We start from the raw sequence: 17,346 nt of genomic DNA on the forward strand, positions 1-17,346 counted from the left end.
CCTCTGGCTCGGGCAGGTCCGTTCCAGTCGGGTCGGATCCGGTGGGCTGTTCAGGGGGGAGCGTCGTGCTGTCCATTGAAGACATGATCCAGCGAATCGGGGCCGTTGTCTTGGGGGGGCAGTTGGCCTAATCCTCCGTCCGCAGCCGATAGCCCACGCCGGGCTCGGTCTGGAGGTAGCGGGGGCGGGAGGGGTCCTCCTCCAGCTTGTGCCGGAGCTGGGCCATATAGACGCGGAGGTAGAGGGGCTGGGCCCCTGCCACGCCGCCCCAGACCTCCTTCAGGAGCTGCCGGTGGGTGACCACCCTCCCTGCATGCCGGATCAGGGTGGTGAAGAGCCTGTATTCGAGCGGGGTGAGGTGGACTTCCTGGCCCGCCACCAGGACCTGGCGCCGGGCCAGGTCCACGCGCCAGCGCCCGAGGGTGAACAGCGGGTCTTCCACCGCCCCGGGGTCCGCATGGCGGAGCGCCACCCGGATGCGGGCCAGGAGTTCGCCGGTGCCGAAGGGTTTGGTGAGGTAGTCGTCCGCGCCCACGTCCAGGGCGCCGATCTTGTCCGTCTCCCGCCCCCGGGCGGAGATGACGATGACCGGGGTGCGGCTCCACTCCCGCAGCCGGGTCATGAGGTCCAGACCATCCATGTCGGGGAGACCGAGGTCCAGCAGGATCACGTCCGGTCGGTGCTGCACGGCCAGGGCAAGGCCCTCCCGGCCCGAAGCGGCCTCCAGGTAGCGGTAGCCGCCACCCTCCAGGGCCACCCGGAGGAACCGGCGCATCTGGGGTTCGTCCTCCACCAGGAGGACCTGCGAGGCCTCGGAAGTCATGCGCCCTCCTCGGGCATGGGCGGAGGCGTGCCCAGGGGGAGGCTCACGAGGAACTGCGCGCCGCCTTGGGGATGGTTGACCGCCTGGATCCGGCCCCCGTGGGCCGCCACGATACCCCTGCAGATGGCCAAACCCAGTCCCGCGCCAGGATGGCCCACGGCGGCGCCGCCTCGGGCCAGCTTCTCAAAGATCCGCACTTCCTCTCCGGGAGCGATTCCGGGGCCCCGGTCTGTCACGGACAGAGTGAGGGACTTCCCCGCAGCCCAGGCCTTGATGTCCACCTGGGAACCCGGCGGCGAGTACTTCAGTGCGTTGTCGAGGAGGTTCACCAGCACCTGCTCCATGAGGACGGGATCCATGGCCACCAGCGGCAGATCATCGGGCAGGTGGGCTTTCACTCGCGCAGACTCCGCTCCCAGCTCTCGGCGATCCAGGGCGGCGCCCACCACCTCCTCCACGGGGATCCACTCGGTGCGGAGCTCCAGGGCCCCGGCCTCGAGGCGCGTGATGTCCAGCAGGTTGCTCACCAGGCGATGCAGCCGCTGAGCCTCTTCCTGGGCCGAGGTCAGGAGGTCGCGTCGGGTGGCGTCCGAGAGGTCGGGCGTCTCCAGGACCGTGCTCACGGCGCCGGTGATGACGCCCAGCGGCGTCCGCAGGTCGTGGGACACGGAACTGAGCAGAGCGTTCCGCAGACGCTCCTCCTCGGCCCGCTGGCGGTCCGCAGCGCTCTGCTCGGCCAGGAGGGCGCGCTCCAGGGCGAGCGCGGTCTGGGTGGCGAAGGCCTCCAGCAGCTGGCGCTGGTCCGGTTCCACCCACCGGGGGGCACCCTCCGGGAGCACACCCATCACACCCAGGGGACCCTTGGACCCCTTGAGTGGCAGGTAGGTGGCCCGGGCCCCGGGCAGGGTGCCCGTGCCCAGTCCGGCAGGCTCGTCATGCTCGAAGACCCACTGGGCCACACCCCGTTCCTGGTCGTTCAGCGGGAAGGCGAAGTGATGAGCCGGTGCCTCCAGGTGTCCGGAACCGTCCGGAAGCAAAACCACTGCATGACTCTGGAACTGGGCCGCGACGTTCTGGATCGCGGCGGCCACCAGCGCTGTGGACCCCGCGCTGCGGGCCAGTCCCTGCCCCAGTCGGAAGAGGGCCTGTGTCCGTTGTTCCCGGCCACGGGCCAGACGGGCCTGGGCCCGGATCCGCTCGGTGAGATTGCCGATGACCACCCCCACCAGAAGCATCACCGAGAAGGTGCCTACGTGGCGGAAGTCGGATACCACGAAGGTGAAATAGGGGGGCACGAAGATGAAATCGAAGGCCGCCACGCTCAGGATCGAAGCCAGGAGCGAGGGGCCGCGGCCGAAGCGGGTGGCGACCACCAGGATCCCCAGCAGGTAGACCATCACGATGTCCGCCAGCTCGGTGCGCCGGAAGACCAGACCGGCGACGGCCGTCGCGAGGGTCACGGTGATGAGGCTGAAGAGGTAGTTCCGCAGGGGGCTCGTGATGCGGGGCCGGAGGGCCGATGGGCCCGCCTGTTCCGCCGTCTCGCCCGTGATGACGTAGATGTCGATGTTCCCGCTGTGGCGGATGAGGTCATCTACCGGCGAACCCGCGAAGGCGTCGAGCCATCTTGGGCGCGAAGGCTTGCCCACCACGATCTTGGTGATGTTTCGATCCTGGGCGAATGCGAGGATGTCCTCGTCCGTCCGGCCGCCGCCTTCGATGACGACCGTTTCCCCACCCAGCTTCTCGGCCAGCCGGAGATTCTCCTCGACGCGATTCCGCTCCTCCTCGCTGAATTTGAAGTGCCGGGGTGATTCGATGTAGAGGGCCACCCATGAGGCCCCCAGGGAACCCGCCATGCGGCGCGTGGCGCGGATGAGTCGCTCGGAGAGCCCGTCCGGACCGACACAGACCAGGAGCCGGTCACCGGCAGCCCAGGTCTTCCGGATGCCCTCGGACTCCATGTACCGTCGCATCTGGGCATCGACGTTCTCCGCCGTGTGGCGCAGGGCCAGCTCGCGAAGGGCGAGAAGGTTGCCTTTGCGGAAGAAGTGATCGCGGGCATGACGGGCTTGCTCTGGAAGATAGACCTTGCCCTCCCTGAGCCGGACGAGCAGATCCTCCGGGGCCAGGTCCACCAGCTCGACTTCGTCCGCCCGTTCCATGACGGTGTCCGGGACATTCTCTCGAACCGTGACGCCGGTGATCTGGGCGATGACGTCCTTGAGGCTTTCCAGGTGCTGGACGTTCATCGTGGTGTAGACGTCGATGCCCGCGTCCAGCAGTTCCATGACGTCCTGCCAACGCTTGGCGTGGCGGGACCCCATCACGTTGGTGTGAGCCAGCTCGTCCACGAGAATCAGCGCCGGCCTGCGGGCCAGGGCGGCGTCGAGGTCGAACTCAGGAAAGAACTGACCGGCGTAGGCCAGCTCCTTTCGGGGCAGCGTCTCCAGCCCCTCCGTCAGGGCGGCCGTCTCGCTCCGGTCATGGGTCTCGACGACTCCGATGACCAGGTCGGCACCCTCGGCTCTCCGCTCCCGGGCCTCGGACAGCATGGCGTAGGTCTTGCCGACACCCGGGGCCGCGCCGAAGAAGACCTTGAGTTTCGCCCGACTCTCCCGGGCTTCTTCTGCCTGGACCTTGCGGAGCAGGGCATCAGGGTCAGGGCGTTGGAAGGCCATGCCCTTACGCTATCTGGATTTGTGGCTCTTTGCCCCAAACGGGTCGTCGAGGGCCAAGTTGAGTTTCAGGACATTCACCCTGGGCTCGCCGAGGATGCCCCATTGCGGGCCTTCGACATGGGCAGCCACGAGGCCGCGTACCCTGGCCTCGTCCAGCCCTCTCGCCAAGGCCACCCGGTGAGCCTGGAAGAGCGCGGAAGCCGGGCTGATGTGTGGATCCAGGCCACTGCCCGACGCGGTAACGAGGTCGACAGGAACCGGGCCGCTGGCCTCCGGGTCCGCGGCCCGGAGGGCGGCGACCCGGTCCTGGACCGCTCTGCGGAGATCCGGGTTGCTGGGCGCCAGGTTGGACCCGCCGCTGTTGGCACCGTTGTAGGGCAGGGGCCTGCCTTGGGTGTCGACAGTGGCGGAAGGGCGGCCCCAGAAGTCGCGCGGGGCCGTGAAGGACTGGCCGATCCACTCGGAGCCGATGATCTGGCCGTCCCTGCGGATCAGGCTGCCTTCGGCCTGATGGGGGAAGACCGCCTGGGCCAGCCCGGCGACCCCGAGGGGGTAGGCCAGACCCGTGAGGGCGGACAGCGCGATGAAGAGGACGAGGGCGGGGCGGAATTGCGAGTCCATGGGAGCTCCTCTAGGCGACGAGGTGGAGCGCGGCGAGCAGCCAGTCGATGGCCTTGATGCCGATGAAGGGCACCACCAGGCCGCCGGCCCCGTAGAGCAGCAGATTCCGCTTCAGCAGTTGCGCCGCCCCCACCGGCCGGTAAGCGACGCCCCGCAGGGCCAGGGGGATGAGGGCGACGATGATGAGGGCGTTGAAGATCACCGCCGAGAGGATGGCGCTTTCGGGGCTGTGGAGCCGCATGACGTTGAGTGCGCCCAGGGCCGGGTAGGTGGCCACGAAGGCCGCAGGCAGGATGGCGAAGTACTTGGCCACGTCGTTGGCGATGCTGAAGGTGGCCAGCGAACCGCGGGTCATGAGCATCTGCTTGCCGATCTCCACGATCTCGATGAGCTTGGTGGGGTTGGAGTCCAGGTCCACCATGTTCCCTGCCTCTTTCGCGGCCTGGGTGCCGCTGTTCATGGCCACGGCGACATCGGCCTGAGCCAGGGCCGGCGCGTCGTTGGTTCCGTCTCCTGTCATGGCCACCAGGCGCCCGCCGGCCTGGTACTCACGGATGAGCTTGAGCTTGGCTTCCGGCGTGGCCTGGGCCAGGAAGTCGTCCACGCCGGCCTCGGCGGCGATGGCGGCGGCGGTGAGGGGGTTGTCGCCGGTGATCATCACCGTCTTGATGCCCATGCCCCGCAGCTCGGCGAAGCGCTCCTTGATGCCGCCCTTCACGATGTCCTTGAGCTGGATGACGCCCAGGGCGCGGGGTCCTTCGGCCACCACGAGCGGGGTGCCGCCTGCCATGGAGATCTGGTCCACGGTCCGGCGCAGGTCGTCCGGGAAGGTGCCGCCATGGGACTGGACGTAGGCCTCGATGGCCGAGGCGGCACCCTTGCGGATCTGGCGCGCGCCGAGGTTCACGCCGCTCATGCGGGTCTGGGCCGTGAAAGGCACGAAGTGGGCGTCCAGGGCGTGGAGGTCCCGCTCGCGGAGGCCGTGCTGGTCCTTGGCCAGCACCACGATGCTGCGTCCTTCCGGGGTCTCATCGGCCAGCGAGGAGAGCTGGGCCGCATCCGCCAGCCGCTTCAAGTCCACGGCATCGGCGGGCAGGAAGGCCACGGCCTGCCGGTTGCCCAGGGTGATGGTGCCGGTCTTGTCCAGCAACAGCACATCCACGTCACCCGCCGCCTCCACGGCCCGCCCGGAGGTGGCGATGACGTTGGCCTGGATCATGCGATCCATGCCCGCGATGCCGATGGCGCTGAGCAGGCCGCCGATGGTGGTGGGAATGAGGCAGACGAGCAGCGAAACCAGCACGGTCAGTGTCACCGGGTGCCCCTGTCCGGCCGCTCTGGTAGAGAAGACGGAGTAGGGCAGCAGGGTGGCCGTGGCCAGCAGGAAGACGATGGTGAGCCCCGCCAGGAGGATGTCGAGGGCGATCTCGTTAGGCGTCTTCTGGCGCTTGGCGCCCTCCACCATGGCGATCATGCGGTCCAGGAAACTCTCGCCCGGGTTGGACGAGATGCGGATTACCAGCCAGTCGGAGAGCACGAGCGTTCCCCCGGTGACGGCGGAGCGGTCGCCCCCGCTCTCCCGGATGACCGGGGCGCTCTCGCCAGTGATGGCGCTTTCATTCACCGACGCCACGCCTTCGATGACTTCTCCATCACCGGGGATGGTCTCGCCCGCTTCCACGAGCACGAGATCGTTGACGCGCAGGACCGGCGCATCGACCACCTCGTGCGGCCCCATCCTGTCGGCCCCGAGTAGCCGCCTGGCCTTCACGCCGCGCTTGGACCGGCGCAGGGAATCCGCCTGGGCCTTGCCCCGACCCTCCGCCATGGCTTCGGCGAAATTCGCGAAGAGGAGGGTGAACCAGAGCCAGAGGGAGATGGCCAGGATGAACCCGGGGCGTCCCTCTCCGCGGCCCGTCAGGGCCTGGATCCAGAGGCCCGTGGCGAAGGCACTGCAGATCCAGACGGTGAACATCACGGGACTCCGGATCTGGTGAAGGGGGTTCAGCTTCCGGATGGAGTCCAGCACGGCGCGCCGCACGATGGCGGATTCGAAGAGAGGCCTGTCCTGCCGCGAGTGGGAGGTCATCGGATGCTCCTCAGGGTCAGGTGCTCCGCGACGGGGCCGAGGGCCAGGGCGGGGATGAACGTGAGTGCGCCCACCAGGAGCACGACTCCGACGAGCACGCCGACAAAAAGGGGCGTATGCGTGGGCAAGGTGCCCAGACCCTCGGGCGTGTGCTTCTTCTTCACCAGGGAACCGGCGAGGGCCAGCACGGGCCAGATCACGCCGAAGCGGCCCAGGAGCATTGCGATGCTCAGGCCGTAGTTGTAGAACGAGGTGTTGGCGTTGAGCCCGGCGAAGGCGCTGCCGTTGTTGTTGGAGGCGCTGCTCCAGGCGTAGAGGATCTGGCTGAAGCCGTGGGGTCCGGGATTGCTCACGGAGGCCACGGCCGCCGGAACGAGCACGGAGATGGCCGTCCCGATCAGCACAGCGGCGCAAGGCAGGAGGATGGCGATGGAGGCCATCTTCATCTCGAAGGCCTCCACCTTCTTGCCTAGGTATTCGGGGGTGCGGCCCACCATGAGGCCGCCAATGAAGACGGCGACCAGGGCGAACATGAGCATGCCGTAGAGCCCCGATCCGACGCCGCCGAAGACCACTTCGCCCAGTTGCATGAGCCATAGGGGGACCAGGCCGCCCAGGGGCGTGAAGGAGTCGTGCATGGCGTTCACGGAGCCGTTGGAGGCAGCCGTGGTGGCTGTGGCCCAGAGGGCAGATCCGCCGGGCCCGAACCGCAGTTCCTTGCCCTCCATGTTCCCGCCGGGCTGATCGAGGCTGGCCACCTGGGTCACCCCCAGGCCGTCCAGGGCGGGGTTGCCCTTCACCTCGGCCCGCGTGCAGACGGCCAGGGCCCCGACGAACATCACGGTCATGGTCGCCAGCAACGCCCAGCCCTGGCGGCGGTCCTTCACCATGTGCCCGAAGGTCACGCAGAGGGCCGCGGGGATGAGGAGGATGCTCAACATCTGGACGAAATTCGAGAGCGGCGAGCTGTTCTCGAAGGGATGAGCGGCGTTGGCACCGAAGAACCCGCCTCCGTTGGTGCCGAGCATCTTGATCGCGACCTGGGAGGCGGCAGGCCCCATGGCGAGCACCTGACCGCCTGCCGTGTGGAGGTAGGCCGACAGGTTCTGGATGACGCCCTGGGAGACCAGGAAAAGGGCGAGGGCGAAGGACAGGGGTAGGAGGATATAGAGGGTGCTGCGCACCAGGTCTACCCAGGCATTCCCGAGGCCCGCGGCGCTGCGGCGCGTGATGCCCCTGACGAGCGCGGCCAGCACCGCGATGCCGGTCGCGGCGGAGATGAAGTTCTGCACCGTGAGGCCCAGCATTTGGGTGAGGTAGCTCAGCGTCGCTTCACCGCCGTAGGCCTGCCAGTTGGTGTTGGTGATGAAGCTCACGGCCGTGTTCAAGGAAAGGCCTGTCGCCACATTGCCCTGATGCTCAGGATTGAGAGGCAGGGTCGCCTGGGTCTTCATCAGGAGGAACACAGCCGCCAGGCCGAGGAGCTTGATGAGGGTGATGGACCAGGCATAGGCTTTCCAACCCATGTCCTCGTCCTCGTGGGTGCCCATCAGGCGATAGAGGCCTCGTTCGAGGGGCCATAGGATCGGGTGAAGGAAGGTTCGCCCACCCTCCAGGACCCTGGCCATGTGGGTTCCCAGGGGATGGGCCAGACTCAGGAGCAGGGCCAGGTACAGCAGGTTCTGGGACCAGGCATGGCTCATTGGAACGTCTCCGGCTTCAGCAGAGCGAAGGTGAGGTAGCCCAGAAGGCCCAGGGCCAGGAGAGAGGCCAGCAGGAGGGTGAGGTTCATCGGAGCATTCCTTCCCGGGGTTGGATCTGGGCGATCAACCAGAAGAAGAAGGGAAGAAGCATCAGGATCAGCATCCACCAGCCGCTGGTGCGTCCGCCCTCCCCCTCGCTCCAGAGTGCGCGCGCGGCCCGGAGGCCCAGCCAGGCTGCCAACGCGGCGAATGGGAAGAACCAAGGCATCACGAGGTGCACAGAGACTCCTGCGGGCGGCCTGGTCCGTGGGGGGGCACCCGGTCCGACAGCATGGTTCGAGCCCCGTTAAGACGCTGTTAGGAGTTGAGGCGGACCGATCGAGGTGTCGTCGGGGCAGGCGTTCCAGGCTGGATTCCTAACGCATTCTTAACGCCGTTCCTGGCCATTCTTGTCGGTTGGCCCGACCCCGGAGCAGGCGGACCGGGCCGGTCTCATCGTCATCCTGTCTGGACCCGCCATCCCAGGAACCCCGGTCATGCCCAATTACAGAACCCTTCTCCTGGGCCGGCGTCTGGCCAGCGAGGAAAGCCACGAGACCCGGATCAGCAATCCCATCGCCCTGGCGGTGTTCAGCTCGGACGCGCTATCGTCCGTGGCCTATGGCACCCAGGAGATCATGGCGCCCCTCACGGCGGCCGTGGCCGTGTTCGGCGCGGGAGTGCTGGGGTGGTCTTGGTGGGTGGCTCTCGGCATCGTGGGCCTGCTGCTGGTCCTCAACGTGAGCTACCGCCAGACCATCCACGCCTATCCCAGCGGCGGCGGCGCCTACTTGGTGGCTAAGGACAACCTCGGCGAGGCCGCGGCCCAGACGGCGGGCGCTTCGCTGCTGATCGACTACATCCTCACCGTGGCCGTATCGGTATCCGCGGGCGTCTCGGCCATCGTTTCCGCCTTCCCCGGGCTGGAGGCCCACCGGGTGCTGCTGGCCGAGGGAATCATCGCCTTCATCGCCCTGATGAACCTTCGCGGGGTGAAGGAAAGCGGCCTGGTCTTCTCCCTGCCGACCTATGGCTTCGTGGTCTGCATCGTGGGCCTGCTGCTCAAGGGCTTCTGGAACGTGGCCACGGGGCATGGGGCGGCCGCCGCTCACGTGGCCGCGGCCCATCTCGAAGGGACCTCCCGATTGGCCGCCGTCTGGCTTCTGGCCCGGGCCTACAGCGCCGGCTGCACCGCCCTGACGGGAGTGGAGGCCATCAGCAACGGCGTCACGGCCTTCAAGGATCCCGTGTCGAAGAATGCCTCCAAGACCATGACCTGGATGGTGGTGATCCTCGGCTCCATGTTCCTGGGCATCACCTACCTGACGAACCACTACTGGCTGACCTACCATCCAGACTCGCCCGAGACCCTTCTGTCCCAGCTCACCCGGATCATCCTGGGCGGCGCGGAACACGGGTTTCCGAAGCTGGTCTACCTCACCACCACAGGCTTCACCATGGCCATCCTGGCCTTGGCGGCGAACACGGCCTATGCGGATTTCCCCCGGCTGGCGGCGCTTCATGCCCGGGACGGCTTCCTGCCCCGCCAGTTCACCAGCCAGGGGGATCGCCTTGTCTTCTCCAATGGGATCTTCATCCTGTCCCTGGCGGCCGGGTTCCTGGTCCTGCTCTTCGGCGCGAAGGAGGACCACCTGCTGCCGCTCTATGCGGTGGGCGTCTTCCTCGGCTTCACCATCAGCCAAACGGGCATGGTGCGCCGCTGGTTCCGGCTGAGGGGCCCCCACTGGCGGCTCAAGGCGCTGGTCAATGGCCTGGGCGCGGTGACCACCCTGATCGTGATGCTGGTTATCGCCGTGACGCGGTTCACCCACGGGGCGTGGATCGTGATCGTGCTCGTGCCGGTGATGGTCACCACGTTCTTCAACATCCACCGGCACTACATCCGGGTGAAGTCCATCCTCGCGGCCAGCCGTGTGGACTTCATCGGGCCCCGCCGGAACCGCGTGGTGGTCCTGGTGTCGGGGATCCATGCCGGCGTGGTGCAGGCCCTGAACTACGCGAAGGTCATCGCCGGACATGGCGAGGTGGAGGCCCTGACCATCGACTTTCCCGACGAGCACGGCCGGGACAGCGCGGCCCTGGAGAAGCTGCGCTCCGACTGGCCGCGGTATTGCGAGGGGATTCCGCTCCGGTCCATCCGCAGCCCCTACCGGAAGATCGTCGAACCCATCGTGAACGAGCTGGACCGCATGCGGCAGGCGGAACCGGAGTACACGATCACCGTCATCCTCCCCGAGTTCGTGACCGGCCACTGGTGGGCGAACCTGCTCCATAACCAGACGGCCTGGCGCATCAAGGGCACCCTTCTGCTGAAACCCAAGACCATCGTCATCTCCATCCCCTACCACGTGGAGCCACTGGTGGAGTGACTATCCGGCCCGGAAGGTGCGCTTCGGAACCTCCGAGGAAGCCAGCCTGGCCGTGTGGGCCTCCAGCAGGTCGCTCCGCGTGAGGATGCCGATCAGCCGGGATTCCGCATCCAGGACCGGAAGGCGTCCGACGGCCTCGCGGACCATGTGATCGGCCGCCTGGCGGAGCGAGTTTCCCTCGAAGGCCACGGCCAGATCCCGATGGATCAGGTCCCGGATGGGCGTCTCCGGAGGATGGGAGGCCTCCAGCAGGTCCCGCCGCGTGAGCACGCCGATCACAGAGCCTTCTTCCTCGACCACCGGGAACCCGTGGTGGGAGGCGCCGTCGGCGCCGCCCTCGATCCAACTCCTCACTTCGCCGAGCGGCTGCCTCGCCTCCAGGGTCACCACGGGGCTCGAGGCCGCATCCTGGACCAGGACCTGATCCAGGAAATCCGCGGAGTACTCCTCCGGGACCCGGATGCCGCGCCGGGCGAGCTTCTCCGTCATGATGCTGTTCCGCATCATCAGGGCCGAGATCAGGTAGGCGGCGGAGCATCCGCCCAGCAGGGGCAGCAGGCCCAGCGGCTGCAGGGTCGTCTCGAAAGCGAACACGGCGGAGGCCAGCATGGCCCGGGAGGCGCCCGCGAAGATGGCGGCCATGCCGACCAGCGCGCAAATCCGGGGGTCCACACCCGCAGCCGGGAAGGCCGCGGCGATCAGGCCCCCCAGGAGCGCGCCCAGGGCGCCGCCCAGGGTGAAGAGGGGGGCCAGCGTTCCGCCGGAGGTGCCGCTGCCCAAGGCGATAGACCAGGACAGGAACTTGGCCAGGCACAGGACCAGCAGGCCGGTCCCCAGGAGGTTCGCCGAAAGGATGGCCTGGATGTTGTCGTAGCCCACGCCCATGGTGTGGGGGACAAAGTAGCCGATGCCGCCGACGGCGAGCCCGCCCAGAGCGGGCCACCACATCCAGTGGATGGGCAGATGCTCGAAGCCGTCCTCGATCCAGTAGATGGCGCGGGTCACGTAGACCGAGGCCAGGCCTACCAGGGCGCCCAGCGCGATGTAGACGGCCAGGGCGGAGCCGCCGGGAGTGGCGAGCGTGGGCATGGGGAAGACCGGCCGGATGCCGACGAGCGAGAAACGGACGCCGGTGGCGGCCGCGCTGGCCAGCGCCACGGGGATGATGGAGCGCGGACGCATCTCGAAGAGCAGCAACTCCACGGCGAGCAGCACCGCGGAGACCGGGGACCCGAAGGTGGCCGCCATGCCGGCCGCCGCCCCCGCCGCCAGCAGGGTCTTGCGCTCCAGCGCGGTGGTCGATAGGACCTGCCCGAGGAGGGAGCCGAGGGCGCCGCCGGTGGCGATGATGGGGCCCTCCGCGCCGAAGGGGCCGCCGGTGCCGATGGCGATGGCGGCGGAGAGGGGCTTGAGGAAGGTGATGCGGGCCGGGATGCGGCTCTCGTTGAGCAGGACCTGTTCCATCGCCTCGGGGATGCCATGCCCGCGGATGGCGCGGGACCCGTACCGGGCCATCAGGCCGACGAGGATCCCTCCCGCGACCGGGATGAAGATGGCCGGCCAGCCGAGGTGGTGTCCGGCCGGCGAGGCGAACTCAGTGGAGAAGCGATGGTGGTAGGCGAGGTTGGTGACGAGCCCGATGAGCCGGACGAGCAGTTCCGCCAGGTAACCCGCGGCCACGCCCAGGGCGAGGGCGAGCAGGCTGATGAGGGCGACCCGGCCATCGACGATGGCGCGCTCGAGGGGGACCCGGGCATTCTCCAGGGTCGGCGCGAGACTCGGGGCCACGGGGAGGCCGTCTCCGGGTTGCTGGAACGGTGACCTTGCGCCCGTCATGGCTTCCTCCTGGTTCGTATCGAGCGTGGCGGGTCCTCGAAGAACATCGGCCGGGCCTCCAGGCTCGGGGGAACCAGGTGCTCGAGCAGTTCGGCCAGCCGGGCCCGGTCCCCGGTCTCCAGGCCGGCGATGCGCCGGATCAGCAGGTCCTGCACTGTCGGAGGGGCCTGCCCGGAAAGGCGCTGCCCGGCGGCCGTCAGGGACAGTTCCAGCCGGCGCCCATCCTCGGCGGAGACATGCTTCTGGACCAGGCCCTTCTCCTCGAGCTTCCGGACGACGACCGATACGGAGCTCTGGTCCGTGACCGTTCGGGCCGCCACCTCGCCCAAGCTCATGCCCGGCTGGTCGCGGAGGGCCTGGAGGACGAACAGCTGGGCGGCGCTCAGACCGAACTGCTTCTCACAGGAGGTCGAGGCCAGACGCAGGTCCCTGACGATGGCGCGCAGGGCCTGGAAGACCCGGTGGGTCGTCGGATCACTGCCAGGGGGTATTTTTGTTTGGGATCCCATACAATTGAGAAGCATAGCTCGCGCAGGAAGGTTGTGGCAACACCGTTGCACGTTTGGCCCAACATTCATGGAGCCGGAATCGGAACCCAAGGAGCGCCACCATGGACATCGGCATGATCGGATTGGGCAGGATGGGCGCGGGCATGGCCCGGCGCCTGACGGGAGCCGGCCACCGCGTGGTGGGCTTCGACCCGGACGACGGGGCCCGCGGACGCCTGCAAGGTCATGGGCTCGACGTCGCCGGGTCCCTAGAGGCGCTGGCGGGCGGCCTGCCGGGGCCGCGGGTCCTCTGGCTGATGGTGCCCGCCGGGGAGAAGGTGGACCAGACGATCGACGCCCTGCTGCCGCTGCTGTCGGCGGAGGACGTGATCATCGACGGGGGCAATTCCCATTACAAGGACACGCTGCGTCGGGCGGCGACGGTGGCGGAAAGGCGGGTCCACTACCTGGACTGCGGGACGAGCGGGGGCGTCTGGGGACTCACCGAGGGCTACTGCCTGATGGTGGGGGGCGATCCGGCGGTGATCGAGCGCCTGCGTCCGGTCTTCGGGAGCCTGGCCCCCGCAGAAGGTGGCGGCTGGGGTCGGGTCGGCCCGAGCGGCGCGGGCCACTTCGCCAAGATGATCCACAACGGCATCGAATACGGGCTGATGCAGGCGTACGCGGAAGGTTTCTCCATCCTCCGCCACAAGGAGGCGTTCGGGTTGGATGTGGGCCAGATCGCCGAGCTCTGGCGGCACGGGAGCGTGGTGCGCTCCTGGCTGCTGGACCTGACCGTCAGCGCGCTGGCGAAGCCGGGCGGCCTGGCCGGCATCGCCCCCTACGTCGCGGATTCGGGAGAGGGCCGGTGGGCCGTGGACGAGGCGATCGACCTGGACGTACCCGCCCCCGTGATCACCCAGGCGCTGATCCAGCGGCTGCGCTCGCGCGATGCCGAGTCGTTCTCGGACCGGCTGGTGGCGGCGATGCGTCAGGAATTCGGCGGGCATCCGATCAAGGAAGGGTGAAACTGCGGAACCTTCGGACAGATCTCGGCTTGGCACGGGACCGCCATCCCTCGTTTCGATTCGGTAAAGTCCTCTCACAAAGGAAACGCCCGGCAGTCGCCGGGCGTTTCCTTCGGTGCAAGGCTAGCTCAGCCCACGCCGCCGCCGCTGGTGGCGGGACGGTAGGTGAGGCTGGCCTTGATGAAGTCGCGGTTCATGCGCGCGATATTCTCCATCTTGATGCCCTTGGGGCAGGCGGCTTCACACTCGCCATGGTTGGTGCAGGTGCCGAACTCCTCGGCGTCCATCTGGGCGATCATGTCGCGGACGCGGAGGTGGCGCTCGGGCTGGCCCTGGGGCAGGTGGCCCAGGTGGCTGATCTTCGCGGAGACGAAGAGCATGGCGCTGGCGTTGGGGCAGGCGGCCACGCAGGCGCCGCAGCCGATGCAGGCGGCGGCATCCATGGAGAGGTCGGCGCTCTGCTTGGGGATGGGCAGGGCGTTGGCGTCCTGGGGCGAGCCGGTGGGCACGCTGATGAAGCCGCCCGCCGCGATGATGCGATCGAAGGCGCCGCGGTCCACCATCAGGTCCTTGATGACCGGGAAGGCCTCGGCGCGCCAGGGCTCGAGGGTGATGCTGTCCCCATCCTTGAAGCTGCGCATGTGCAGCTGGCAGGTGGTGGTGCGCTCGCGGGGTCCGTGGGGACGCCCGTTGATCACCATGCTGCAGGTGCCACAAATGCCCTCGCGGCAGTCGTGGTCGAAGGTGATGGGTTCCTCACCCTTGCGGATGAGGCCTTCGTTCACGACGTCGAGCATTTCCAGGAAGGACATGTCGGGGCTGATGTCCGCGGCGGGGTATTCGACGAACTTGCCGTCGCACTTGGCATTCTTCTGCCGCCACACGTGGAGGGTGAGATTGAGGTTCTTGGTCATGGCTCAGGTCCTCACTTGTAGCTGCGGGTCGCGAGGTGGACGTTCTCGAAGGTGAGCTGCTCGGTGTGACGCACCGGAGCCTGTCCTTCGCCCTTGTACTCCCAGGCGGCCACATGGGCGAAGTTCTCGTCGTCGCGGAGGGCCTCCCCTTCCTCGGTCTGCCACTCCTCGCGGAAGTGGCCGCCGCAGGACTCGCGGCGCTCGAGGGCGTCCAGGCACATCAGCTCGCCGATCTCCAGGAAGTCGGCCACGCGGCCGGCGGCTTCGAGGGACTGGTTCACGTCGTTCCCGGTTCCGGGGATGCGGAGGTTCTTCCAGAACTCCTCGCGGATCTGCGGAATGAGTTCCAGGGCCTTCTTGAGCCCGGCCTCGTTGCGGCCCATGCCGCACATCTCCCACATAACCTTGCCCAATTCGCGGTGGAAGTGGGTCGGGGTCTCCTTCCCGCCGATGGACATGAGCTTGTCCGTGCGGTCGGTGACCGCCTGCTCCGCGGCCTTCACGGCGGGATCGTCGGCCTTGATGCGGGTGCCGGGCTTGATGCCGGCCAGGTAGCCGCCGATGGTGTAGGGGATCACGAAGTAGCCGTCGGCCAGGCCCTGCATGAGCGCCGAGGCGCCCAGGCGGTTCGCGCCGTGGTCCGAGAAGTTGGCCTCGCCCAGCACGAAGAGGCCGGGGATGGTGCTCATGAGGTTGTAATCCACCCACAGGCCGCCCATGGTGTAGTGGCTGGCCGGGAAGATGCGCATGGGCGTCTGGTAGGGGTTCTCATCCGTGATGCGCTCATACATCTCGAAGAGGTTGCCGTACTTCTCTTCGATCTTGGCGGCGCCCAGGCGCTTGATGGCATCGCTGAAGTCGAGGTAGACGCCCAGGCGGGTGGGACCGACGCCGCGGCCCTCGTCGCAGACCTGCTTGGCGGCGCGGCTGGAGACGTCGCGGGGAGCGAGGTTGCCGAAGGAGGGGTACTTGCGCTCCAGGTAGTAGTCGCGGTCCTCCTCAGGGATCTGGGAGGCGGGCTTGCCGCAGTCCTCCTTGCGCTTGGGCACCCAGATGCGGCCGTCGTTGCGCAGCGACTCGGACATGAGCGTGAGCTTGCTCTGATGGTCGCCGGTCACGGGGATGCAGGTGGGGTGGATCTGCGTGAAGCAGGGGTTCGCGAAGGCGGCCCCCTTCTTGTAGGCGCGCCAGACGGCCGTGCCGTTGCAGCCCTTGGCGTTGGTGGACAGGTAGAACACGTTGCCGTAGCCGCCCGTCGCGAGACAGACCGCATCCGCGACATGGGAGGTGACCTCACCGGTCACCATGTCGCGCACGACGATGCCCTTGGCCACGCCGTCCACCACGATCACTTCCAGCATTTCGTGGCGGGGGAACATCTTCACCTTGCCCAGCCCGATCTGCCGCTCCAGGGCCTGGTAGGCACCGATGAGCAGCTGCTGGCCGGTCTGCCCGCGGGCATAGAAGGTGCGGCTCACCTGGGCGCCGCCGAAGGAGCGGTTGTCCAGCAGGCCGCCGTATTCCCGGGCGAAAGGCACGCCCTGGGCCACGCACTGGTCGATGATGTTGTTGCTGACCTCGGCCAGGCGATGCACGTTGGCCTCGCGGGCGCGGAAGTCGCCGCCCTTCACCGTGTCGTAGAACAGGCGGTACACGCTGTCGCCGTCATTCTGGTAGTTCTTGGCCGCGTTGATGCCGCCCTGGGCCGCGATGGAGTGGGCGCGGCGGGGGCTGTCCTGATAGCAGAAGCACTCGACCTCGTAGCCGAGCTCGGCCAGGGAGGCCGCGGCGGCGCCGCCGGCCAGGCCGGAGCCCACCACCAGCACCTTGTACTTGCGCTTGTTGGCCGGGTTCACGAGCTTGAGGTCAAACTTGTGCTTTTCCCATTTCTTGTCGATCGGGCCGTCTGGGATTCGGGAATTGAGTTCCATGGAGCGCTCCCTGGGATCAGTGGATGAAGCCGGTCAGGACGGCGATGGGATAGGAGATGTTCACGCCCACCACGAGGACGGTCAGGCCGGTGGCGAAGTTGCGCCGCAGGCTGTCGTAGCGGGGATGGGCCAGGCCGAAGCTCTGGGTGCAGCTCCACACGCCGTGCCACATGTGCAGGCCCAGGCAGAGCTGGGCCACGATGTAGAAGGCGGCCGCGGCGGGAACCTTGAAGCCGTTCACGAAGTTGGCGTAGGGGTTCGCGCGGTCGAAGTTGGGATGGACAGTGCCGGTGGTGAGGTGCAGGAGGTGGTAGACGATGAACGCGGCGAGGATGACGCCGCTCCAGCGCATGGTGCGGGAAGCCCAGGTGGAGGCGATGTTCTTCTGGTTGCGGTAGCCGACGGGACGGGCGGCCATGTTGTCCAGCGTGAGGGTCGTGGCGGCCCAGATGTGGAGACCGACCGCGGTGAGCAGCACGGCCCGGAACACCCAGATGCCCATGCCGTGGATCATGGTGTGCAGGAACTCGGCGTAGTGGTTCATCGCCTCGGCACCCATGTAGGACGTCAGGTTGCCCAGCATGTGGACCGTGACGAATCCGAAGAGGATGACGCCGGTGGCCGCCATGACGACCTTGCGGCCGACCGACGAGGCCAGGAAACCGTGGCCGCGTGCTTCCGCGCCCGCGATGCTCTGTTCAGCAACGGACATAGGGTGACTCCTTTGAAAAACGGGGAGGTGGGTCGGAGCGCCCGCGTTTGGCGGCGGGGCCCTCTTTCAATGGCGGGGCCATATCTGACCC

13 protein-coding genes are annotated in these 17,346 nt (G+C 67.7%); 2 read left to right on the forward strand and 11 right to left on the reverse strand.

Going from position 1 to position 17,346, the window contains the following annotated elements; translation table 11 throughout:
• Window positions 1–127: 127 nt before the first annotated feature.
• Genes MLG87_RS01835 through kdpF form a run of 6 tightly spaced genes read right to left on the reverse strand, consistent with a single transcriptional unit; the run spans window position 128 to window position 8,006 of the window.
• Window positions 128–823, reverse strand: coding sequence for a response regulator (locus tag MLG87_RS01835; protein ID WP_243293522.1), 696 nt, complete (start codon window positions 821–823; stop codon window positions 128–130).
• Window positions 820–3,504 carry a sensor histidine kinase gene (locus MLG87_RS01840; RefSeq protein ID WP_243293523.1) on the reverse strand — a complete coding sequence of 895 codons (2,685 nt, stop codon included), beginning with the start codon at window positions 3,502–3,504 and terminating at the stop codon, window positions 820–822. Before MLG87_RS01840 ends, MLG87_RS01835 begins: the two co-directional genes overlap by 4 nt.
• A gap of 9 nt (window positions 3,505–3,513) precedes the next feature.
• Window positions 3,514–4,125 carry a potassium-transporting ATPase subunit KdpC gene (gene kdpC / locus MLG87_RS01845; RefSeq protein WP_243293524.1) on the reverse strand — a complete coding sequence of 204 codons (612 nt, stop codon included), beginning with the start codon at window positions 4,123–4,125 and terminating at the stop codon, window positions 3,514–3,516.
• Between the two features lie 10 nt (window positions 4,126–4,135).
• Window positions 4,136–6,214, reverse strand: a complete 2,079-nt coding sequence (gene kdpB, locus MLG87_RS01850) for a potassium-transporting ATPase subunit KdpB (RefSeq protein ID WP_243293525.1) — start codon at window positions 6,212–6,214, stop codon at window positions 4,136–4,138.
• Window positions 6,211–7,917: a potassium-transporting ATPase subunit KdpA gene (gene kdpA, locus MLG87_RS01855; RefSeq protein ID WP_243293526.1), complete on the reverse strand. Its 1,707-nt coding sequence runs from the start codon at window positions 7,915–7,917 to the stop codon at window positions 6,211–6,213. Before kdpA ends, kdpB begins: the two co-directional genes overlap by 4 nt.
• On the reverse strand, window positions 7,914–8,006 hold the full coding sequence (kdpF, locus tag MLG87_RS01860; protein WP_243293527.1) for a K(+)-transporting ATPase subunit F: 93 nt from the start codon (window positions 8,004–8,006) through the stop codon (window positions 7,914–7,916). The genes kdpA and kdpF overlap by 4 nt, the downstream gene beginning before the upstream one ends.
• A gap of 447 nt (window positions 8,007–8,453) precedes the next feature.
• Here kdpF and MLG87_RS01865 point away from each other — a divergent pair, with 447 nt between their 5' ends.
• Complete coding sequence (locus tag MLG87_RS01865) at window positions 8,454–10,346, forward strand: APC family permease (protein ID WP_243293528.1); 1,893 nt, start codon at window positions 8,454–8,456, stop codon at window positions 10,344–10,346.
• On the opposite strand, the gene MLG87_RS01870 is transcribed toward MLG87_RS01865, so the two are convergent.
• Window positions 10,347–12,182 (reverse strand): chloride channel protein, encoded by a 1,836-nt coding sequence (locus MLG87_RS01870; RefSeq protein WP_243293529.1) that lies wholly within the window; start codon window positions 12,180–12,182, stop codon window positions 10,347–10,349.
• The gene (locus MLG87_RS01875) at window positions 12,179–12,706 is read right to left on the reverse strand and encodes a MarR family winged helix-turn-helix transcriptional regulator (RefSeq protein ID WP_243293530.1); all 528 of its coding nucleotides are present in this window, start codon (window positions 12,704–12,706) and stop codon (window positions 12,179–12,181) included. Before MLG87_RS01875 ends, MLG87_RS01870 begins: the two co-directional genes overlap by 4 nt.
• Before the next feature lie 86 nt (window positions 12,707–12,792).
• Between MLG87_RS01875 and gnd the strand changes: the two genes are divergently transcribed.
• The gene (gene gnd / locus MLG87_RS01880; protein WP_243293531.1) at window positions 12,793–13,698 is read left to right on the forward strand and encodes a phosphogluconate dehydrogenase (NAD(+)-dependent, decarboxylating); all 906 of its coding nucleotides are present in this window, start codon (window positions 12,793–12,795) and stop codon (window positions 13,696–13,698) included.
• 128 nt (window positions 13,699–13,826) lie between these two features.
• On the opposite strand, the gene MLG87_RS01885 is transcribed toward gnd, so the two are convergent.
• From MLG87_RS01885 to MLG87_RS01895, 3 genes are read right to left on the reverse strand one after another with little or no spacing between them, the layout of a single operon-like run.
• The gene (locus MLG87_RS01885; protein WP_243293532.1) at window positions 13,827–14,612 is read right to left on the reverse strand and encodes a succinate dehydrogenase/fumarate reductase iron-sulfur subunit; all 786 of its coding nucleotides are present in this window, start codon (window positions 14,610–14,612) and stop codon (window positions 13,827–13,829) included.
• Window positions 14,613–14,623: 11 nt separating this feature from the next.
• Window positions 14,624–16,543: a fumarate reductase/succinate dehydrogenase flavoprotein subunit gene (locus MLG87_RS01890; protein ID WP_243293533.1), complete on the reverse strand. Its 1,920-nt coding sequence runs from the start codon at window positions 16,541–16,543 to the stop codon at window positions 14,624–14,626.
• Between the two features lie 16 nt (window positions 16,544–16,559).
• Window positions 16,560–17,255: a succinate dehydrogenase cytochrome b subunit gene (locus tag MLG87_RS01895; RefSeq protein ID WP_243286345.1), complete on the reverse strand. Its 696-nt coding sequence runs from the start codon at window positions 17,253–17,255 to the stop codon at window positions 16,560–16,562.
• Window positions 17,256–17,346: the final 91 nt, after the last annotated feature.

The organism is Geothrix mesophila (assembly GCF_022808835.1).
Classification (GTDB): Bacteria; Acidobacteriota; Holophagae; order Holophagales; family Holophagaceae; genus Geothrix; species Geothrix paludis.